The organism is Paenibacillus sp. FSL R5-0470, from assembly GCF_037975205.1.
GTDB lineage: Bacteria > Bacillota > Bacilli > Paenibacillales > Paenibacillaceae > Paenibacillus_AQ.
The window spans coordinates 5477547-5499173 of sequence record NZ_CP150238.1; the positions used below are offsets into that span (position 1 = coordinate 5477547).

Annotated in this window: 20 protein-coding genes; all 20 read right to left on the reverse strand. The window is 36.6% G+C overall.

Annotated features, from left to right (window positions below):
* Positions 1 to 40: 40 nt before the first annotated feature.
* Positions 41 to 1387 carry a UDP-glucose/GDP-mannose dehydrogenase family protein gene (locus tag MKY99_RS24285; RefSeq protein ID WP_339271780.1) on the reverse strand — a complete coding sequence of 449 codons (1347 nt, stop codon included), beginning with the start codon at positions 1385 to 1387 and terminating at the stop codon, positions 41 to 43.
* Positions 1388 to 1496: 109 nt separating this feature from the next.
* Entirely contained in the window at positions 1497 to 2504 is a 1008-nt protein-coding gene (locus MKY99_RS24290) for an acyltransferase (RefSeq protein WP_339266761.1), read from the reverse strand.
* Between the two features lie 51 nt (positions 2505 to 2555).
* Positions 2556 to 3821 carry an O-antigen polymerase gene (locus MKY99_RS24295; protein WP_339266763.1) on the reverse strand — a complete coding sequence of 422 codons (1266 nt, stop codon included), beginning with the start codon at positions 3819 to 3821 and terminating at the stop codon, positions 2556 to 2558.
* Between the two features lie 35 nt (positions 3822 to 3856).
* A complete protein-coding gene (locus tag MKY99_RS24300) occupies positions 3857 to 5062 on the reverse strand; it encodes a glycosyltransferase family 4 protein (RefSeq protein WP_339266765.1) in 1206 nt (401 codons plus the stop codon).
* Positions 5063 to 5113: 51 nt separating this feature from the next.
* A complete protein-coding gene (locus tag MKY99_RS24305; protein ID WP_339266767.1) occupies positions 5114 to 6259 on the reverse strand; it encodes a glycoside hydrolase family 99-like domain-containing protein in 1146 nt (381 codons plus the stop codon).
* Positions 6256 to 7362 (reverse strand): glycosyltransferase family 4 protein, encoded by a 1107-nt coding sequence (locus MKY99_RS24310; RefSeq protein ID WP_339266768.1) that lies wholly within the window; start codon positions 7360 to 7362, stop codon positions 6256 to 6258. The genes MKY99_RS24305 and MKY99_RS24310 overlap by 4 nt, the downstream gene beginning before the upstream one ends.
* Positions 7362 to 8195 (reverse strand): glycosyltransferase family A protein, encoded by an 834-nt coding sequence (locus MKY99_RS24315; protein WP_339266770.1) that lies wholly within the window; start codon positions 8193 to 8195, stop codon positions 7362 to 7364. The genes MKY99_RS24310 and MKY99_RS24315 overlap by 1 nt, the downstream gene beginning before the upstream one ends.
* Positions 8196 to 8253: 58 nt before the next feature.
* Positions 8254 to 8859, reverse strand: coding sequence for a DapH/DapD/GlmU-related protein (locus MKY99_RS24320; protein ID WP_339266772.1), 606 nt, complete (start codon positions 8857 to 8859; stop codon positions 8254 to 8256).
* 25 nt (positions 8860 to 8884) lie between these two features.
* Positions 8885 to 9907, reverse strand: coding sequence for a hypothetical protein (locus MKY99_RS24325; protein ID WP_339266774.1), 1023 nt, complete (start codon positions 9905 to 9907; stop codon positions 8885 to 8887).
* 6 nt (positions 9908 to 9913) lie between these two features.
* Positions 9914 to 11074 carry an NAD-dependent epimerase/dehydratase family protein gene (locus tag MKY99_RS24330; protein WP_339266776.1) on the reverse strand — a complete coding sequence of 387 codons (1161 nt, stop codon included), beginning with the start codon at positions 11072 to 11074 and terminating at the stop codon, positions 9914 to 9916.
* A gap of 22 nt (positions 11075 to 11096) precedes the next feature.
* Complete coding sequence (locus tag MKY99_RS24335) at positions 11097 to 11984, reverse strand: NAD-dependent epimerase/dehydratase family protein (protein WP_339266778.1); 888 nt, start codon at positions 11982 to 11984, stop codon at positions 11097 to 11099.
* 61 nt (positions 11985 to 12045) lie between these two features.
* On the reverse strand, positions 12046 to 12660 hold the full coding sequence (locus MKY99_RS24340) for a sugar transferase (RefSeq protein ID WP_339266780.1): 615 nt from the start codon (positions 12658 to 12660) through the stop codon (positions 12046 to 12048).
* Between the two features lie 96 nt (positions 12661 to 12756).
* Positions 12757 to 13761: a copper amine oxidase N-terminal domain-containing protein gene (locus MKY99_RS24345; protein WP_339266782.1), complete on the reverse strand. Its 1005-nt coding sequence runs from the start codon at positions 13759 to 13761 to the stop codon at positions 12757 to 12759.
* 2 nt (positions 13762 to 13763) lie between these two features.
* A complete protein-coding gene (locus tag MKY99_RS24350; protein WP_339266784.1) occupies positions 13764 to 14444 on the reverse strand; it encodes a hypothetical protein in 681 nt (226 codons plus the stop codon).
* 25 nt (positions 14445 to 14469) lie between these two features.
* Entirely contained in the window at positions 14470 to 16302 is a 1833-nt protein-coding gene (locus MKY99_RS24355; protein ID WP_339266786.1) for a nucleoside-diphosphate sugar epimerase/dehydratase, read from the reverse strand.
* Between the two features lie 41 nt (positions 16303 to 16343).
* The gene (locus tag MKY99_RS24360) at positions 16344 to 17030 is read right to left on the reverse strand and encodes a CpsD/CapB family tyrosine-protein kinase (protein ID WP_042191248.1); all 687 of its coding nucleotides are present in this window, start codon (positions 17028 to 17030) and stop codon (positions 16344 to 16346) included.
* On the reverse strand, positions 17011 to 17790 hold the full coding sequence (locus tag MKY99_RS24365; RefSeq protein WP_339266788.1) for a Wzz/FepE/Etk N-terminal domain-containing protein: 780 nt from the start codon (positions 17788 to 17790) through the stop codon (positions 17011 to 17013). Before MKY99_RS24365 ends, MKY99_RS24360 begins: the two co-directional genes overlap by 20 nt.
* A gap of 125 nt (positions 17791 to 17915) precedes the next feature.
* Positions 17916 to 19937, reverse strand: a complete 2022-nt coding sequence (locus MKY99_RS24370; protein ID WP_339266790.1) for an S-layer homology domain-containing protein — start codon at positions 19935 to 19937, stop codon at positions 17916 to 17918.
* Positions 19938 to 20074: 137 nt separating this feature from the next.
* Positions 20075 to 20857, reverse strand: coding sequence for a CpsB/CapC family capsule biosynthesis tyrosine phosphatase (locus MKY99_RS24375; RefSeq protein ID WP_339266792.1), 783 nt, complete (start codon positions 20855 to 20857; stop codon positions 20075 to 20077).
* Between the two features lie 104 nt (positions 20858 to 20961).
* Positions 20962 to 21618 carry a ribosome biogenesis GTP-binding protein YihA/YsxC gene (yihA, locus tag MKY99_RS24380; RefSeq protein ID WP_042191256.1) on the reverse strand — a complete coding sequence of 219 codons (657 nt, stop codon included), beginning with the start codon at positions 21616 to 21618 and terminating at the stop codon, positions 20962 to 20964.
* Positions 21619 to 21627: the final 9 nt, after the last annotated feature.

A 21627-nucleotide genomic window follows, 5' to 3' on the forward strand; every position in this document is an offset into this window, starting at 1 on the left:
ACTATATAGTAAACTCTACTATAGACCTTTCTAGTTACTCTCAACCTAATAAACTACGACCTATAGACTCATATTTAATGTTTGTCCCAGAAAAAAGATTTACGTCATAACAATTCCTACCATCAAGAACAATCAAGCCCTTCATATTATCAAAATCTTTAGGTCTTAGTGCTTTTATTTCTGGCCATTCAGTAAATATAAAACAAATATCCGTATCTTTTAAAGCCTCTCCTATTTCATTGCAATATTCTACTTTTTCGTTCAAGTCACTATTATGTTCACGTTCCATTGCATTCTTAAATGCCTCAGACCCTACTGGGTCCCATACTTTAACTCTAGCACCATCATCAACAAATAACGGAACATTAACTAATGAAGGAGCTTCTCTTAAATCATCAGTCCCTGGTTTAAAGGTTAGTCCCAATACCGCGACAGTTAACCCTTCCAGACTTTCATAATACTTACGCGATTTTTTGAATAATTTAATCTTCTGTTGTTCATTCACTTCAATTGCTGCCTTTATTGTCTTTATTTCATAATCATGAAAACTTGCCAGCCAGTGAAGAGCCTTAGTATCTTTAGGAAAGCAAGAACCCCCATATCCAATGCCTGCATTTAGAAATTTATCACCTATTCGCTCATCATATCCCATTCCTTTAGTAACTTCTTGAATGTCTGCCCCAATTAACTCACATAGATTTGCTATTTCGTTTATGTAAGAGATTTTCAAGGCCAAAAAATCATTAGAAGCATACTTTATCATCTCTGCAGATCTGCGGTTAGTAACCACAATAGGGACATCTTTAAAGCCTTCATATGCTTGTTTAAGAATGTTTTCTGAGTGTTCACTTTCTACACCGATAACTATTCTTGAAGCATGAAGAGTATCTCGAATTGCAGTACCCTGTGCCAGAAACTCTGGGTTACTTGCAACATGTATATTCACTGGGTTTATTAATTCTGATTTAATGAAATTTTCAATTTTATCATTAGTACCAATGGGAACTGTAGATTTAATAACAACCACACAATCCTTAATTACATTATGTGCAATCTGTCTTGCTACATTGTACACATAAGACAAATTAGCAGAACCATCCTTCTTCTCAGGAGTACCCACCCCAATAAAGATAATGTCTGCATTTTGATACGCATTCGTATAGTTAGTAGTATACGTTAGGCGTTCTTTATTTAGATTCATTAACTCTTCGAGACCTTCTTCATATATTGGGCTTTTTCCTGATTGCATTAAATCGATCTTTTTTTCGTCTATATCTACACAAGTTACGTAATGACCAGTATGAGCCATACATACGCCAGTACATAGTCCTACATAACCAGTACCAGCTATAGCTATATTAAGAGTTTTTTTTGATTCCACTATCATAGTTTTTGAAATCATTACTATATACCTCACTTCCTAATAACTTTTCCTGAGTTAGACAACTCAAATCATTTCTACAATGGTGATAATAATATCATTAGTTCAAAATATTTTATTTATAGAGTCTGATTTTATTAAATATTACCGTTACTATTACTGCAGAACTTGAGACCAAAATAAACTGTACAATAAAATTATTTAATATATAGACTTCACTAAATAGGCCTCTTAAAACCAACAACCCGAATAAAGAGAATATATGAAACAAATATACTTTAAAAGAGTTTTTACTAAGCCAGTTCACAGACACTATAAACTTACTTTGACTATTCCATTGTATTTTTTGCAATAGTTTATATGATAATATACCCACCAAAAGACCGTATGTTATATAGTATAATTTAGGAGGATACTTAAAGAAATTCGGTTCAAATCCATTCCCATTAATAGATATTAGTACTTGGCAAATTAAAAAGGTAATACAACTTACAATTAGTGCCATATCGACAAATTTAGAATCATGCGCTATTCTCAAACCTATAGATGCTACTAATCCATAAGGAATTAAATATATTAATAGATAAGATATAATGATATTTGGAGAACTCTTATCATACATAAACAACAACTCATTTAAAATAAAAGCTAAAAATACAATAAATAAAAATAGTAAGTTGTTTTTTATTTTTTTGTTAAATAATTTTAGAATTGGTTGCAGCAAAGCTATCATTAAAAATATTCGCACTATCCAACCATACCCTATAGCACTACCATTAGGGATTAGCGCATATGAAAGAAATACTTGGTTAAAGTTCCATAAAAATTCTTTTTTCAGCACTAATGAAAAAAGAAAAATTGTTATAAATATAGTTGTGATTACCATATATGTTGGTATCAACAACTTTTGAACTCTTTTCCATATGTAACCCCCATAAGTCAAATTGTATTTTTTCGATTCATATCCCATTGAAATTCCAGATATAAGTATAAGAACAGTAACATCAAATGTTCTAATATTTAACAATAGTTCCGGAATGTCAACATGTGCTAACATAATAAACAAAGTACAAAACGCCCTTAAAATATCTATTGATTGATCTCTTTTTGTCGTTATCTCCAAGTAAATCCTCCTTCCTAGAACAAATATTTTTACGTGTTAAGTATTCCTAAATCAGATTTCATCTAAATTATCATTATCTTTCTTTTTTTTGATCACGAAATTCAGATATAAAAATGAAAGTGCATAGGCAGAAATCACAAATTGCCAGCGTACCATTGAAGTCAATACACCTTGCATAATTAATAAATAAATCGCAATATTTTTAATATTAGGTTTATATTTAACATAATTATAAGATAAAGAACAAATAACTCCGTATGCAGCAGAATAAAAGAAAACCCCTATAATTCCACCGTCTAAGTAATAATAAAAAAATGGAGTAACAAAAGCATTAAAAGTAATTCTATCTCCAATATTCACAAAATTATCAACATTCATTAAATCTAGTGAATTCAAAAATGATTGCGGATAATTAATGATCCCTATACTACTGATCACATGAAAAAAAGGTTTTAAATATCCACTTAGAAACGCCCAGCCATTTGTGTGAGAGTTGGTGGAGTCTATTATATATAACCTATAATCTAAATGAGGTATCGCACCAGCTAGATACAAATATAACTGTTGAATTATAGAGGCCGAAGGCCCTCTCATTTTCGTAATAATATACATAGCAGTTACTCCAAGCACTAATAAAACTAGAATTATTCTTTTCATTTTCTTACTTATGTTTAAACGTTTTTTATATACTATCGCAGCAATTAGAAAATGAATAAACACATAATAAAATATTACTCTCCCACCATCTCCAATTGCAGAGAGGACGGCTACAATAAATGTAAGTATTAATAATCGTTTATCTTTCTTACCAGCAAAAAAATCAATTGCAGCAATTGGAATAAACATGAATATGATAGCTTTATTTACATAATTCTCATATATAACAGCCCAAACTGAGGATCCTAATACTTCGCTAGTGAAAGCACCTCTTACTTCACCTAGTGTGTAACCTTGAGTCAGCAATATTATCACGCTGAAACCACGATAAAGCATATATACTATTGTTACAAAATACAAAAAGTACAAAGTATCATATTTAAATTCATATCTATTTTCAGTGACTAAATAAGCATTTCTTTTTTTCGGAAATACTACACTTATAACCACATAACCTATTAGAAAACCTAATAGACCCACAATCATTACAATATATGTATCATCACGAACATCATACAAATTATATAATCCCATAGAAGCTAGCCCTATCATAAGAGAGAAAAAGACGAATATAATAGTCAAGGGATTAATTACACTTCGTTGCATCCTACTAGATATAATAGAAATTACGATGCAAGTAAAAGCAATAAAAGCTGCCAAGTAAACCTCTCCTTTTAAGCAAGACCCAAGCAAATTTAAATATATTTATGCTCCATCGTTACTTCAAGAACCATTTCTAATATTGAGTTGCTACATTTCCCCAATGTGAAATTGTCAACAGCATAGTTAAAACCATTCATTGCAATCCTCTCAATTTCCGATCTGGAATTACAAAGATATTCTAAATTTTCAACTAAAGATTCATTTCTCCCTGGCTCATACAATAATCCAGTTTCTTTATCTTTTATTAATTCACTTGTACCTGCACTATCCCTACCGATCATTGCCAATGAACTCAACATTCCTTCTATAGTAACTCTACCAAATGCTTCGCTTTTTGAAGTAATTAGACCAATGTCCATCTGTCTCCTTAATTCATTCATATCTTTTCTAAGCCCATGGAAAACTACATTTTTATCTAAATTATGCTCCAAAACATAATCTCTTAAAACCTTGTAATACTCACACTCTGTACTACCTGCAATATTCAGAATAAGATTATAACCGCGATCTAATAAAATTTTTAAAGCCTGTAAAGCTTCTAATTGCCCTTTACCTTCACTTAAAGTCCCAGTGATCAATAGATGAATTTCCTGCTTCGTTAAATCAAACGATTCTTTAGGATTAATATAACTGGGCGATATATCATTATAAATCACATTTAATTTCTCAATTTGTATATTTTCTTTATGTTTTAATAACATGCTATGGGATAATACAATTATCTTATCTGTGTATTTGTTAGCAAATTTATAAAAATAATTTTCTCCAAAAAAGAAATCAATTTGTTGATCTTCACGTCTGAATTCTCGAAAATGCCATATATGAGGAATTTTAAAAAACTTATTTATAAACCCTCCTACAAAAATAACACTTGTGTTAGTGTATACCAAATCCACCTTCAGCTCTCTCAATAAACCTTTCAAGCGGTAAATACTGAACATTGATATAAACATTCTGCCCAGTCTGTATGGAAAAGCAATTATTTTCTTAAACAATGTCTGATTTACAGATGCAACTAATTCTGTATAATAACTATAGATGATTTTCACTTTCTTATTGCTTAAATAATCTATGGCAGTGCCTTCTTTATGTGAAAATAATGCTACTACATTGACTGTCTTTTCCTCTAAATATTTTTCAATGATGTCTAATAATGAACGAGTTGCTCCACTGTAAAAATCGGAATTATGAAATACGAATAATACAGTAGGCTTTCTTTCAAGTGTGACCACTTCCATTAATATCCCCAATTCCTTTCATATCGTTTGATAAAGGATAATACTTTTAAACTATTCTTTTTCTCCAGTTTCAATAAGAGCATTATTTAAAGCCTCTAAATATCCATATTCGTATCTCTCATCAGGTTCCATGTAACCACCTTCAGCCCATTCATTCCATGCAAAGAGAAATATTTTGTCGGTCTTATAATTTTCCCTAGCATTTCTTATCTGATTAATCATATGTTCTTGAAATGCATTAGGCGTACTTCCTGTGTAAACAGTTCCATTCTCTCTCCTTGGTGTATTATCCCATCCTACAAAAGAACCTGGTATTGATTTATTATTTGTAGGACCACGTTTAATAATATTACTCCACGCTTCATTAAAATCAATTAATCGCAATTTATTCCCAGCGAATTTGACTATAAAATTTGTGTTGAAAGTTTTATCTATTGTATTAATCATTTCTCGAATCGATGTTCTGAATTTGTACAAGATTGAACTTGATTTATCGCTATTATTTGTCTTCATATCATGTAGTGCATATCCGGGCTGATATTCTATGTTATATCTAAACCTACTATCATCTTTATCTTTTTTAAGATAGAACGGAAGCTGCTGGTAAGCGAAATCAATTCCATTTAATCCACTTTTCACGGCTAACTCCTGCCAATAATCAAGCATTTCATTCAAACAGTCAATGATCTCCGGTCTGTAAATAACAAATAGGGGCTTTCCCTCTTCTTTTATATAGTTGTCATCAAGGAAAAATGGTAGAAGATAATCGAAGTGCTTTTTCCATTCCGGTTTATCTCCGTATCTCTGAGGCATTAATGTTTTAGGTTCTTTATCTGCAACCCAGGCATTTGTCCAATTTTCATTAGCCCAACACATACAATATGGATGATTCAGTTCGGGATTATCCTTGAATTGTTCTATAGGCTTTTCCAAAAGTAATTTCCCATCAAACCAATAATGATAAAAACAAAACCCATATACTCCATACTTTTTCGCTAGATTTATTTGCCATTTTTTAACTTCATCATCTAACAAATTATAATAATTACCGTTAAGAGGGATTCGCGGTTGATAATGATCTTTAAATAGTGGTTGCGCCTTTTTCACATTTCTCCATTCTGTAAATCCCTCGCCCCACCACTCATCATTTTCAGGAATTGAGTGAAATTGAGGTAAATAAAAAGCAATAATTTTCATATTAGATCTCCCTTAAAAATTTCTTTCCATTTATCCATTATTTTTTCATTATTCCAGTTCGAAGCAAATAAATAGGCTTCATTTCCTAATGAACTTATATACTCATTCCGTTCATTCAACAACAAAGATAATTCATTCTTATACTCTTCATGATCATAAGGTTTTATTAAAACCCCATTAAATTTATGTTCAATTAAATCTCTCGGCCCGCTTGGACAATCAAATGAGATACATGGAAGACCAAATGACATGGCTTCTAACAAGACCATACCAAAACCTTCAAATTTTGATGTGAATGCAAAGAGAGATGCATCTTTATATAAACTTCCCACATCTCTTATAGGAGGTGATATTTCAACACAATTTTGAAGATTATTCACATCTACAAATTCCTTCAAAATGTTTTCCTCTTCTCCTCTACCAATAATTTTCAACTTCCATCCATTTAATCTATCTTCATTTCTAAGGTCATTCCAAATTCTAAGTAATATAATTTGCTGTTTATCGGCGGTTAATCTACCAATATTAAGAACTGTTTTAGAATTCAAATCAGTTTTCTGGAAAACTGAAAAAGTTGAAAGATGTGGTATATATACTGCGTCACATCCTTCACTTATATAAGAATCCGTATCCATTTTAGTAGGAACTGAAATTTTATATGCTTTAGGATATAAATACTTTTTTAACATTATATAAATCTTGTTATATCCGAATTTTGATCCGTGCTCACTAATAACTAGTTTTCGAGCATGCTTTTTACCACAAAGAAAAATCTCCAATGCGTTAAATGGTGAAGTTACATAAATATATTCAAAAGCAGACGATTTAATGTAGTTTTTTAATCTATTGTTTGTTATTAGCAAATTAATTATAAGGCTATACAATCTTTGGACTCTCAAGTTCATATTTAACTTCAAAGGCACATTTAAACTAATAATATTTATAGAATCTTTAAGTTCATAAAATGAATCGGCCTTATCTTTCACTAATATAGTAATTTCATAATCTTCGCTTAAATTATTCGCTAAATTTGCAACTACTCTTTCTATTCCTCCTGCTGGCTTCATGCTATTTAAAAACATCAAAACCTTCTTTTTCCCCATTACTTTTGCACCTGAGTCAAATCACCCTGTGTATATTTTCTTCCATGTAATTTTGTAATTAAAATTCTTCTAATATATTTCAAATGGTAAAACAGACGTAAAATAACATAAAAATTTAAACCTATATAATTGTCTGTTTTTAATTCCTTTATATTTTTTATATTTCCTTCGTGCATTTTCTTCAAATTTGAGGAGAGTCCACTAAAGCCAAACGCAGGCTTACCGCCACCGTAGTAAACCATTCGCACAGGTAAATGATAGTAATTGTAATTCGCACATATTTTCAAGAAATAATTTCCGTCTTCAGCATACTGCTGAGTTTCATCATATCCGCCAATCTGTTCAAAAATACTTCTTTTAAAAATTGCGACAGAGGTCTGAGGAAACATTTTGATGCAAATATCATTTACATTGGCCTTATAAAGCCCTTTAATTCGTCTCCATAATATCTTTAGCCCTTTGTCATCTATGTCTCCACCCAAAAAGTCAATCTCAGGGTGTTTCTGTATAGTATTCATCTGTATTTCTATTTTCTCTGGTAACCAATCGTCATCTGAATCTAGAAGAGCGATCCACTCTCCCTTAGCTTCTTTCATACCTATATTACGAGCTGTTGAAACCCCACCATTGGGCTTATCTATAAGGATGATTGGCATTCCACTATTTTCTTCGGCATATCTCTCAACCAAATTTAACGAGTTATCAGTAGATCCATCGTTTATGACTAATATCTCTAGAATATACTTAAATGCAGTTTGATTCTTTATGGAATCTAATGTGTTAATAATCGTCTCATTACTGTTATACATCGGAATTACCACTGATATTTTCATATAGTTCACCTTTTTATGATTTCATGTTTTATTTATTACATGGTTAAAACAGTAACTTTCATACCTTTTTAACAGCTTTCCATGCATTCAAGGAATCATCCCACTTTTTTATCACCCTTGCAGGTGCACCAGCGACTATACAATTACTAGGTATATCTCTGTTAACCACGGAATTGGCTCCAATTATACAGCCATCTCCAATATTAACCCCTAGAAGTATACAAACATTTTCACCAATCCAAACGTTATTCCCTATGCTGACAGGGTTGGTGTACAGCGGTCTATTATCTGGTGGAATATCAGGCCCAGAATCAATTCCCACATTAGAATAATCTCCATGATTGGTATCACTTATAAATATCTTGGAAGCCATTAAGCAGTTATCTCCAATTATAACCTTTTCACTTGCGACGATATGAACATGATCGCCAATTTTACAGTTTTTCCCTAAAATAAGTTTCTTCGATGTTTTATCGTTCACTTCACCCAGTAAATCAAATCTGCAATTATATCCTGTAGTAAGTCCCTGAGCAAATTGCAGCCTTGACTTTCCACGACAATAAAATGGCCTTCTGATTAATCTAGCCCCTCTATAAAACAGCTTTGTACATATCAATGCAAATGCGGTTGATATAGTCTCTGATAGCGAATACATATTTTTCATAGACTACCTCCATCTTTACACTCTTCTATAATCCCAGTTTTAAATATCTATTACCATTTTCATCTGAAATAATGGTTTCTATCCAACTGTGTAAACTGTATTTTTTATAAATCTGTTCATCAATAGGTTCGTACTCATGCTTCAGAAATATTTCTATAGCGTTCAATTCATACTCTTCTAATACAAGAATATTTTTTTCATTATAAAAGTCATACTTTTTAACATTTGTGTTAGTTGTAATCATTTTTCTTTTTGCACCAAGCGTTTCGATCGTTCTCATTGTTAAACCACTTTGTTGATTATGTTGTATATCAAACACTGTATTTGATTTTTTTAGAATTTCTATATTTTCCTTTTCTGACAGTGGTATAAATCTAAATTCACTACTTTTAGCATCTTTAAATGCAGGTAAAAAAGCTTTATTGTAGAGATATTGCAACTTGTTCAAAAACATATAAGAGAAGATACGGATACCCTTAGACTCTAATCGCGGGAATAACTCCTTCAATATAGTGTAGCGATTTGGATGGGCCGTACATACACTTACGATATCATATTGCCTTTCACCAACAACTTCCCTGCCTACATTCTCATATGTCTTACAATAGAAAAGCGGCAAGAAACTTAATCCATCCATATTGTCGCAATCATCAGAATCAAAAGAAAAAGCTCGATCAAAGAGAGGGATCAGATCTTTACTATTAGGGTAAAGTGTTAAAGAATCCCACATGTACAAAACAAATCTCGCATTTTTTTGACTGTCTTTTAATTTCCGAATCATCAAAGGTGTAAACACCTTACAGTTAACGATGAACACTATATCGTAGCTTTTGTTTTGAGTATCAGCCATGATCTTTTCAAAATATTTCTGAATTAGAGAGTTCATCAAGCTTCTTTTAATTTTGATTAACCCTTTCGTTAACGCACTTTCACTAGGTCTGTCATTATAATGATCTACAGAGTATCCTTTTTCCTCGAACTCCGCTATGATCTGTTTATAATATCCAAAAAACGGAGTGCCAATATATAGAATATTCTTAGTTTCCATCTGAGTCTAACCCTCAACTTGAACCAACATCCCTGTTGACTTCATTTCCTCAAGTGAATATTCAAAACGATCATTGGATTTCTCAAGCATATTTTCTTTATCTTGTCCTTTAACCCATACAGTAAATTCCTCCATCCCCTGTTCAAAGGTATACGATGGTTTGAAATCAGATAGTTGTTGTGCTCTGCTAATATCAGCAATATTGTGTCTGATATCACCAATTCGGAAGTCACCGGAAATCTTTATATCCGAATTAGATTCATATAATTGCTTCAACGTTTGTGCAACTTGAATTACAGATATATTCTCACCACTGCCTACATTAATATATTGATTATTAGTCAACTCATTCTCAAGTGCATCACATGTAATTGCAGCCACATCACTAACATGGATAAAGTCTCTGCTTTCGTTACCATCCTCAAAGATGTTAATGTTCTGATTCTGTAATAATAACTTCGAGAAAATAGAAAGGATACCTGTGTATGGGTTAGTAAGAGATTGTCCTGCTCCATATACGTTTTGATATCTAAAGATTGTGAAAGGAATATTCATTGTTGGGCACATAACTTCTAACATTTTTTCTTGTGCGAGTTTAGTATATGCATAATAGGAAATTGGAGATAAGGAACAATCTTCAGAGGTTTTGCATAGTTCGACTTTCCTTCCACAAACAGGGCACTTCACTTCAAAGTCCAAGTTCAACATATCATCAACATCTCTTGATCTTGGTACAACACTTCCATGTTCTTTGCATGTGTACATGCCTTCACCATACACGGAACGAGATGAAGATAGAATAATTTTCTTAATAGGCAGCTTGTTTTTCAGAATAGCTTCAAGGAGATTGGAAGTTCCCTTGATATTAACGTCAGTATATCTATTAATTTCATACATGGATTGCCCCGTACCAGTTTCCGCAGCAAGATGTATTATATAATCAACGTCTTCCAAAGCTAACAGTATATCTTCATAGTTACGCACATCGCCTTTAATCACCTTACATTTATCTTTAATATTTTGATATAAAAAGGATTCTTCAAAGTGATCGCCATGAATTTGTGGTGAGAAGTTGTCCAAAACCACAATATCATACTCCTTATAAAGCCTGTCGATGATTTTACTCCCTATGAAACCTGAACCACCTGTAATAAGTACCTTTTCCATAAATAATTACTTCCCTTCAGTATTATCTACGTTTATATTGTTCTACTTCTATTCTAATCCCTTCACTAAAGGGCATTGGATTATAACCAAAATCTTTACTCGCATCCTCATGAGAGAAACTTCTATTCTCTCCCATTCTTTGGACTCTTTCTATATAATCAACTTTGCCTAATGTAACTACTTTTAGAGACTTCGCTAAAAACACACCAATAACGAGAGGAACACTAATAAAAACCGTTTTTTTATTTAAATTATTACTAATTAGTTTTAATGCATCAATCATTTCAATTGGCTTTTCACCTGATAATATGTATTCTTTTTTCACAAGTTCAATTGGCAAACACAACACTTGATAGTATGCCTTACCAAGATCTCTTGCATTAACCGGTTGAATTAAGCTGCCCCCCTTATCAATCACAGGAAAAACCCTCAGTTTATCGATCATATTTATAAATTTGCTAATATTAAGATCACATAAATCCCCATAAATCATAGTAGGTCTTAATATGGTTATACTAATTCCCCCGCTTTTGTTAGCGATATTCTCAATTCCTGTTTCAATATTTTTATATTCTTCCGATGCCGACTTGAACTTTGAATAGATTCCTGTTGTATGGACCAAAATAGATCTTTGTATACCATTTTTTACAGCAACCTCTATAAGAGCCAAAGATCTTTGAATACCAGCAATATGCAATACTGTATCTACATCTCTCATACAAGAATTCAGGAATTTTTTATCTGTTATATCCCCAGTGACTTTCTCTATTTTTAAACCGCTGGTATCTAGCAAGCTTGTATCAGAGTTTTCTCGAATAACACAACGGACAGTATCTTCGTAGTTATTGTTAATTAGTTCTTTCAAAAAATATTTCCCTGTATGACCTGTAATGCCTGTAACTAACAACATTTTTTTAACCCCTCATCCTTCAATATTCATAGGAGCATTGGCATGGAGGCCACAGACCTCGTTACATATCTCTACTCTCTAAATTCCCGGTTCCTCCCTCAACGACCCCATCACTCTTCAACACACTTAGTATTGTTGCAAAAAAACATCTCAAATCCATAAAGATCCCCATTTTCCGAACGTAATCACCATCTAGTCGAGCTTTAATAAAGATTTCCAACTCGTCCCTGCCATTGACCTGAGCCCATCCCGTTAAGCCAGGCTTTATATCATTTGCTCCGTACCTGTCTCTTTCAGCAATCAAATCGTACTGATTCCATAACGCAGGCCGAGGTCCAACGATGCTCATTTCACCTTTGAGGATGTTAATAATTTGCGGTAGTTCGTCCAAGCTTGTCTTTCTTAGGAACTTACCTACTTTTGTGATAAAGAAATCTGGATCTTGTAGTAAATGAGTTGGCATGTCTTGAGGGGTATCGGTTCGCATCGTTCTAAATTTAAGGATGTAAAATTCTGATTTATTCTTGCCTAATCGCTTTTGTTTAAATAGGATAGGGCCTTTAGAGCTTGTCTTAATTACGATCGCAATGATCAAGAAGACAGGCGATAACACTATCATCCCGATTAAAGCCAACAGAAAATCAATGGTTTGTTTCACGTAAACATAAGGTCTCATAAATTCACCTGATCCTTTAAGTTACTATTTTCATTCTATGTAATCTATGTACTTAATCTCTATGTCAAAGACATAGAGATTATCGTCTTATCTTGTTTAGTTAGCCATTCCCTCAGCCAAATCTTTACCCAACTGAAGCTGCGATTCAAATTCACTTCTATATTGACTAATGATTGCTGTACTATATCCATTACTGTTCAGTTTTTGTTCAGTGTCGGCAACTATACTATTGAAGCTAGCACTAAACGAGGATAGTTGTTGTACACCTTTAGCCTTAATGCTCTTTTTACTCGCTTCATCTTTTGCTCCGAGATACTCTAATGCAATGCTCATTAATGTTGATTGGCTTTGATCTCTAAGCGCAGTAAGTTTGGCTTCCGCTTCACTAGTAATGGTCTCATACGATACCTTTCCAGTTCCGGCAGCACCTCCTGCTGCACCACCTGTTGAATCGGTTGGTACTGGTGTCGCTACTGGAGATGGATCCTTAGTGCCAACTTGCTCTTGATACGCCTTAGAAGCAGCAGTAATGGTCTTCGTCTTCTGATCCCAACTAATGTTATGACCTACAGATTCCGATAAAAAACGTAGGGGTACATATAAGGAGCCATTCAAGATAAAGCTGGATTGCCCCGTAGGTAACGCCTTGGTTGCACCGTTAAATACATAACTTGCCTTAACTTGATTGAGTACAAGATTCTTAGATACTGCTGAAGCACTATTCCCGTTTGTTGCATTCATTAGATACTCTTTAATCACTACTAGTTCTGAGCTGTTAGGCTCTGCTACAGTAACCTTAACGTTCTTAGCATCCCAGCTTACACTCTTCTGCAAGGCATACGACATAAACCGTAATGGAACATAGGTTGTATTGTTATACATAAACACGTACTGCCCTACTGGTGGTTGAATACTAACACCGTCAAAAATCATCTTTACATTCATACTTTGTACTTTGACCGTAGTTGTTGCTGCCTTACTCGTTGTACTAGCTGCTGCGGCGGCGGCCGAAACAGATATAGGAGCCGATGCCGTTAAGGGCGCCAACCCTATTGAAGCTATTAAAGATAGAGCTATGACTGGTATTGTTGCTTTAGACATACTTATTCACTTCCCTTTTCTTTCGCTTTTAATTGCTCTTCTTCTTTAAGGATTTGATCACGTGTCTTCCCTTGACTCACGCCATATTTCTTAGCAACCTGTGAAAGCTCATTATATTGTTCTTCGGAAACCTTACCGAGGATGATACTACGTGCTTCCCGCTTCTCATCAAGCGTTAGGCCACCCTTGGCTAGATCTTTTAGACGGTTGATATCAGATACACTTAGTTGACCTAGCACAATAGCAGCTACATCTGCTTTATCCTTCATCGTTACATTCTCTTGAATTTCTTTAGCTTTATCTGTTGAGACCTGTGCTGTATAACCATCTGAAGAAGTATCTTTTTGATCTGTTGATGGAGCTTTCGTAGGTTTACTAGTAGTAGAAGCTGTTGTATCTTTTCCAGTTTCTCCAGTATCTTTGCTTCCCTTATCATCTGTTGATGGAGCAGGTGTTGCAGAAGCTACAGGTTCGACCTTATCATCTGCTACTGTTTCTTCAGGTGCAGTTCCTTGATCTTGCCCACCACTAACTTGATCCTCAGACTCCAGATCAAAACCATCTGCCATTGAATTCATCAGCTTATCCACAGCATAATTAGCAGCGAACAGACCACCTACACCCAGAACTACAATGATTGACAGCGTCCATAAAAGGATCTTTTTCCATCGTTTGTTGAACACTTATGTATCCCCCTTTATGAATGATTTAGCTGATAGCAACTTGGGCAACGGGCTGCATCGGTACAATCTGATTGATTATTTCGCGAATAACTTCAGGTTCTTCGGCGAGAACACGTTCCAAGCGTTTAAATTCCAGTTCTAGCTGATTCAGACTTATCACATTAGGTCTACCGATAAAGATTCTTCCGTGATCTGTAGAACCTAAATTCTCTTCATCTGTTAATAGTTCTTCATATAACTTCTCGCCCTCACGAATACCGGAGAACTGAATATCAATATCCCTATAAGGTTCATAACCAGAGAGAGTAATCAAATCTTCCGCTAACGTTAGAATCTTTACGGGTTCTCCCATATCCAGAATGAACACTTCGCCACCTTTGGCAAAAGAACCCGACTGGATTACAAGCTGAACGGCTTCTGGAATCGTCATAAAATAACGGACCATTTCTGGATGAGTAACAGTGACTGGACCACCAGCAGCAATCTGCTCTTTAAAGGCCGGGATCACACTTCCACGACTGCCAAGCACGTTTCCAAAACGAACGGCTGAGAACTTCGTTCTACTTGTGGTATGCAGACTTTGCACATACATTTCAGCAATCCGCTTAGTTGCACCCATCACACTCGTTGGGTTAACCGCTTTATCCGATGAGATCATTACAAATCTCTCCGCACCATATTTATCTGCACAATCCGCAACATTCCTTGTTCCGAAGACATTATTCTTAATGGCTTCAGAAGGGTTCCGCTCCATCAATGGAACGTGTTTATGTGCTGCCGCATGAAAGACAACATGTGGCTTATGGCTGCTGAATACGTCCATTATCCGACTGCGGTCCTGTACATCCGCGATTACGGTAACAATATTCAGATCCGGAAACTTCTTACGAAGCTCCATTTCAATCATATAAATGCTGTTCTCTCCGTGTCCAAGTAACATTAACTTGTCGGGACCAAATGGGGCAATCTGCCGACAGAGCTCTGAACCAATAGATCCACCAGCCCCCGTAACTAACACAGTCTTGTGGTGTACATAACCTAGAATACTGTTCAAATCTGCTATAATCGGTTCACGGCCTAGTAAATCTTCAACGCTAACATCTCGCAGTTTCTTCACTGATATTTTTCCCGCGATCAGATCGTTAAGCGCCGGTATAATCTTTAGCTTGGCCCCTGTCTTCTTCGCAAGATTAATAATTTCAGAAATTTCAGTACGTGAAACGGAAGGCATAGCGATAATAATCTCATGAATTTCCCGTTCTTTCACAATAGCGGGAATCGCGTAACGATTGCCTAAGACTGGCACACCCAGTATCGACATATGATATTTATTGATACTATCATCAATGAAACCTACTAGCTTGGTATGAGCAAAAGAAGGTCCCATCATTTCCCTGGCAATTAATATTCCACAATCGCCTGCACCTACAATAAGTGTATGGGTCTGAGTGTCTTTGTAATTGATTCGATCATTATGGAGCACTCTCCACAAGAATCGAACCCCACCTACTAACACAAGAACAGTCTCCATAGTCCGAACTTCTATTGCTAAAGGCACTCGTTCTGGCAATATAAAATATGCTGCTGCAAATGAGAGTATTGACCCTACTACAATTGCTTTTGAAACGGATATGATCTCGCCAATGCTGGCATATTGCCACATTCTTCGGTATAAACCGAAATAGATCAGACTTCCACCAAACGCAACCGTTGCAATCACACCAAATTGCAGCATCTGTACAACGTAATCCTGGATAGGATGATTAGGATACCTAAACAAATAGGATGTTATAATGCTGAACCAGATGATTGCAAGGTCAATAAAGAATAAAAGAACTACTCTAGATTTCGCTGTCATTTTCAGTGCCTCCAAAAACAACATTATTGTTAAAGAACAAATCAATTTCCATAGTAGTAGTAATAGTAACCTTCGCTGGCTTTACGTTTTACATTATTGAGAACCACGCCAAGCATTTTTGCACCTACACGATCGAGGTTAGCTTTAGCTTTTACAGCAATATCCCGCTTTACCTTGCCATAGCTGACAACCATAATGACACCATCACTCTTGGAAGCCATGATCTGCGCATCTGTAACCGCCAATAACGGTGGAGTATCAATAAGAATGACATCATAACGCTGGCGCAAGTCCTGCAAAAGAGTACTCATCCGATTAGAAGCCATCATTTCTGCTGGGTTTGGAGGAATCGGTCCTGAGGTCATAATGGAAAGATTGGAAACACCAGAATCTTGGACAGTATCCTCAAGAACCGCCTGCTGCGACAGTAGTGAAGATAGCCCAAATCGGTTACTAAGCGAAAAAGTCTTATGTGCTGTCGGTTTCCGCAAATCACCGTCAATCAACAATACCTTCTTATCTGCCTGTGCGTAAGCCGCAGCTAAATTAGCAGAAACTGTTGATTTACCTTCCTCCGGTCCGGACGAAGTTACCATGATTACTTGAATAGTCTCATCTACAGAGGAAAAATCAATATTTGTGCGTAGCGCACGAAACGCTTCAGATACAGGGGAGCGAGGGTTCGTAACGGTAATTAGATGTCGTTGTTTATTTGGCAGCTGTGACATGTTCGAGTTCGCCCGCCTTTCTGGATGTTTGCGTCTGTGCCTGTGTTGCGCCTTGTTTGCTTTCTTCTGAACCCAATCTTGTAATCATCGCTATCGTTGGTAGACCAAGATATTTCTCAATATCTGCTTCAGTCTTCAGCGTATCGTCCATGTATTCCAGCAAGAAAGCAATCCCTAAACCAATCATCAAGGAAACGATGAAAGCTATAGCCATATTCATTAAGACATTCGGTTCTACAGGTCCTGGCTCAATAAGTGGATTCACTTTGGCCTCATTCAGAATCGATACGTTCTCCACGTTAAATAGGTTAGGAATCTCATCCTTGAATACAAGTGAAATGGCATTCACGATTTCAGCAGCTCGCTGATATGAATTATCTCGAACGACAAGTGTCATCACCTGCGTATTATTGACGGAGCTCACATTAACCTTCTTCAACAGTTCTTCTGCAGTAATATTGAACTGCGGATAATCTCTCGTAACAATATCAAGGATGGCCGGAGTCTTAATAATTTCCTTATACGTATTAATCAATTGAATATTAGTATTAATCTGGTTCAAATCAAGCTGCGCTGCTGCCGATTGAGTCGGTGTCTGGTTAACAATAATCTTAGTAGATGCTTCATACACCGGATTCTTAATATACAGACTGTACACACCAGCAACACCGCACACCAAAACAACTATGCTAACAATCAGCCATAGTCTCTTCCTGACGATCTGAAAATAATCGCGAAGATCCAATTCTTGTGATGACAAGTGTAATTACCTCCAAGCTATTTCTGAAATATTTCGTTACTATATTACAGCACTTCCCTATTGGCAAAAAATTGCCTCCTCTCACCTACATGAGAGGAGGCTGTATACTATACTTTTTTATTTACTTACTTGAAGTTAATGGTACGGTAGATAATTACTGCTGCTTCAGCACGAGTTGCTGTATCGTTCGGGTTGAACATACCAGCATTTCCGATAACCAAGTTATGATCTGCTGCGAATGCTACGCCATCTCTCAAAGATGCGCTGATCTTAGCAGCATCGGAGAATTGGCTGATTGCCGTTACATTCGTTGTTGCAGCTGGATTGATAGATTTCACTGCGCGGGCGATCATTGTTGCCATCTCTGCACGTGTGATGGTTGCATTAGGATCGAACTTAGCCGCACTGCGTCCAGTAATGATTCCTTTTTCTGCTGCAACTGCTACATATGGTGCATACCAAGCAGTTGAACTTACATCGCTAAAGCTTTGTACAGCTGAATTATTCTCCAGATTAAGCGCACGAATCAGCATTTTAGCGAACTCTGCACGAGTTACATTGCTCTTCGGTGCAAATTTACCTTCGCCTACGCCTTCAATCGCACCTTTTGCAGCTACGACTTGAATTTGTTTGCCAGCCCATGCTTGTACACTAGCAATATCCGTAAAGTTTACTTTATTCTCAAGCACTGCATAGGATGAGAAAGTATCACGTGGTTCTACGATGAACTCTCCGTCAAGCACACCACCTTGGAATTGCAGGCTACCGTATACAAGCTTCGCTACGGACAGCAATTCTTTATCAAGTCCATCAGTATTCTTAAGCGGAAGTTTAATGGTGATTGGTTGTTTGAATGTGCTAGTCGCTACACCATCCACACTGAGTCCGAACTCGTATACATCCGAAGCCAATTTCAATTTTGTAACGGAAGTTACCACTTCTGGTTTAGCAGTTGTTACAGTCAATGCGATTGCTGTGCTGAACTGACTCACTGGAATTGTTACGGTTACGCCATTAAAGGTTACTGCGATATTCGCAATGCCATTAGTCTTAGCTGCTTCAACAATAGCTTTGGACAACGGAACTTCAACAGTAGGCGCAGTGATCGTGCCAAGATTCAATGTCAGCGTAAGGGCAGTACCTTCTTTACCGGCAGCTTTAGCTGCAGCAGCAAGATTAGCCAATGCATTGATTGTATCGGTATCTACCAATTTCACAGTTGCTTTACCATCTACTACTTGTACCAGTTTAGATACATCATAAGTAGCTGCAGCTGCCAATTTCTGATCCACAGTTAGTACAGGTGGCGTCGTTATGGAACCGGAACCTGGAGTGCTAGGATTAGTCGGTGTAGTTGTAGATGATTTAAGATAGGCATTATAGTAAGCTTTCGCCAGAACCAAAGCTGCTGCTTTTTCATTAGTAAGTCTAGATTCAACGTTATTCTTGGTTGCTGCAATCATATCTTTTGTAATTTTAAGTTCTGCAAGAGACGCTCTCAAGGAATAGTTGGCAGTACCAATGGTGCTGTCGAGAACAATAGTCTTCACTTGATTCGCCAATTCACTGTTCGGATGAATAATAAGGTCAGCCAGATCCGTTTCTGATTTTCCTTTTAGCAGGTTGATTAGTTTCTGTTCAACACCGTTTGAACCAAAGATGAAGCTGTAAACTTCTTCAACGGAAAGATCAGTTATACCAGCTTGTTTACCGATCTCCTTAAGTAGTGCTTGATAAGCCTCATAATTTGGGGACTTCAGAATATCTGTCACTGCGGATAAATCCGGAGTATAGATAGATGATACTACTTCTAAATAGAAATCAAACAATGTAGTTTTTTCTGCATCGCTAAGCTCAAGTTGAGCCAAAACAGGCGCGAAATCTTTTTCCAGTTGCTCACGTGAAAGACCTTGAAGCTCAGTACGGAAATCACGAAGCGTCTGCTTATCTGCATCAGTAAGCGTGCTATAAAGCTTCGTTGCACGCTCCTTCAAGCTTGCAAAATCCACGCTAGTCGCAGCGGATGCTGTTCCAACGATTCCAAACTGCGCTGCCAATCCTTTGCTGCTAAGCGGAAGTCCTGCTACTGCAACCGCTGCCATGCTAACTGCCAATGTTGATACTACTAGTTTCTTTTTCAAAGTCACTAAATATCCACCTCTTTATATGTATTTAAATCCCTTTTGTTACTATAGTCCTAGACTATTTCACCTTATGTCTACACTATTACGTATATCAACGATTCACCCAATAAAACCCATTCTACCACTATTAGGTAGATTAGTCAGCCCTTTCGGGAAAAAATCCCAAACAATTTGTGTCGATTCCCCCTTTTTTGTACGTGATTACCACGAATAACCTCTCCATTTGCCACAATTTGCTGAGAGTTCTCGCGCATATAGTCGCGCATCTCAGGACCTAATTGTTTCTCTAAAACCACATAAGCAGCATTTAATCCAAAAGGACGATGAACACTGTCATGTGCATCAGAGGCCAACACATGTACTGCATTTCTACGACATAACTCCAGGGATAGCTTCTGAAGTTTATTCCCGAAGACGCCTGCAAGACTTTGTGCGGTTACCTGACCAAGTGATCCCAGTTCTATCAATCTTTCTAACTTAGAAGGATCGGCAGCTACTTCAGCATTACGCTCCGGATGGGCGATGACCGGAACGAACCCTTGAATGATCAACTCGTGACAGATTTCTTCCATGTTGCGTGGGACTCGTGAAGAAGGCATTTCTAGCAAAATATACCGCGAGTCTGCAAGACTTAGCAGTTGCCCCCGCTCCAGATCATCCAGTAAATCTCCGTACACTCTGATTTCCTGACCTGGAAGAACAAGCAGTGGATTGCCATGCTGACGAAGTTTCTCATTCATCAGATCCACTGCTTCTCTTATACTAGCGGAGTTATTCATATATTGACCGTTGGCGTGATGTGGTGTGGCAATGACGGATGTAGTCCCGTCCCTATAGGCGTCTTGCGCCATGGCGAGAGCGGATTCCCAATCAGTAGCTCCGTCATCCATAAAGGGTAAGATGTGGCAATGGATATCTTTCATATGTTATCTATCGGTCCCTTCACATAGAAAATTTAGTTTTACCCACAAAAAAATACAACCATTCCCAAATGGAATGGTTGCTTGATTGTAAATGAGTTCTTGTCTTATGCTTCAGTAGGTTCCTCTTGCTGAGGTTCATTTCCATCTATTTCAGCATCTTCAGAATCTGGAGAGGAGAGAACATACCCATCGATTAATCCCCAAAGTTCTTCTTTACCAAGGCCAATCTCCGAAGAGAATGGAATGAAGTTATCCCCTGGCAGCACGCCAAGCTCCTGCTTCATGATCTTGATATGCTTTTGCCAGCGAGTCTTCGGAATCTTATCCGCCTTAGTCGCTACTACACACATAGGAAGATCATAATGCTTCAACCAGTCGAACATCATCTTATCATTGCTGGTCGGCGGATGACGCAGATCCACGATGAGCAGAACAAGCTTCAACGTATCGCGCTCAGATAGATATTTTTCCACCATCTTGCCCCATGTTGCACGTTGCGTCTTCGACACTTTAGCATATCCGTAACCTGGAAAGTCAACAAAATACATGCTGTCTTCATTGATACGGTAATAGTTCATATGCTGGGTCTTACCTGGAGTGGAGCTTGTCCGAGCCAGATTCTTGCGGTTAATCATTCGGTTAATGAGGGATGACTTCCCTACATTGGAGCGCCCTGCCAGAGCAACCTCTGGCAAAGCATCATCAGGGTATTGATCAGGGCCAACGGCACTGATTATAAATTCGGCAATATTAACTTTCATAGGACTTCC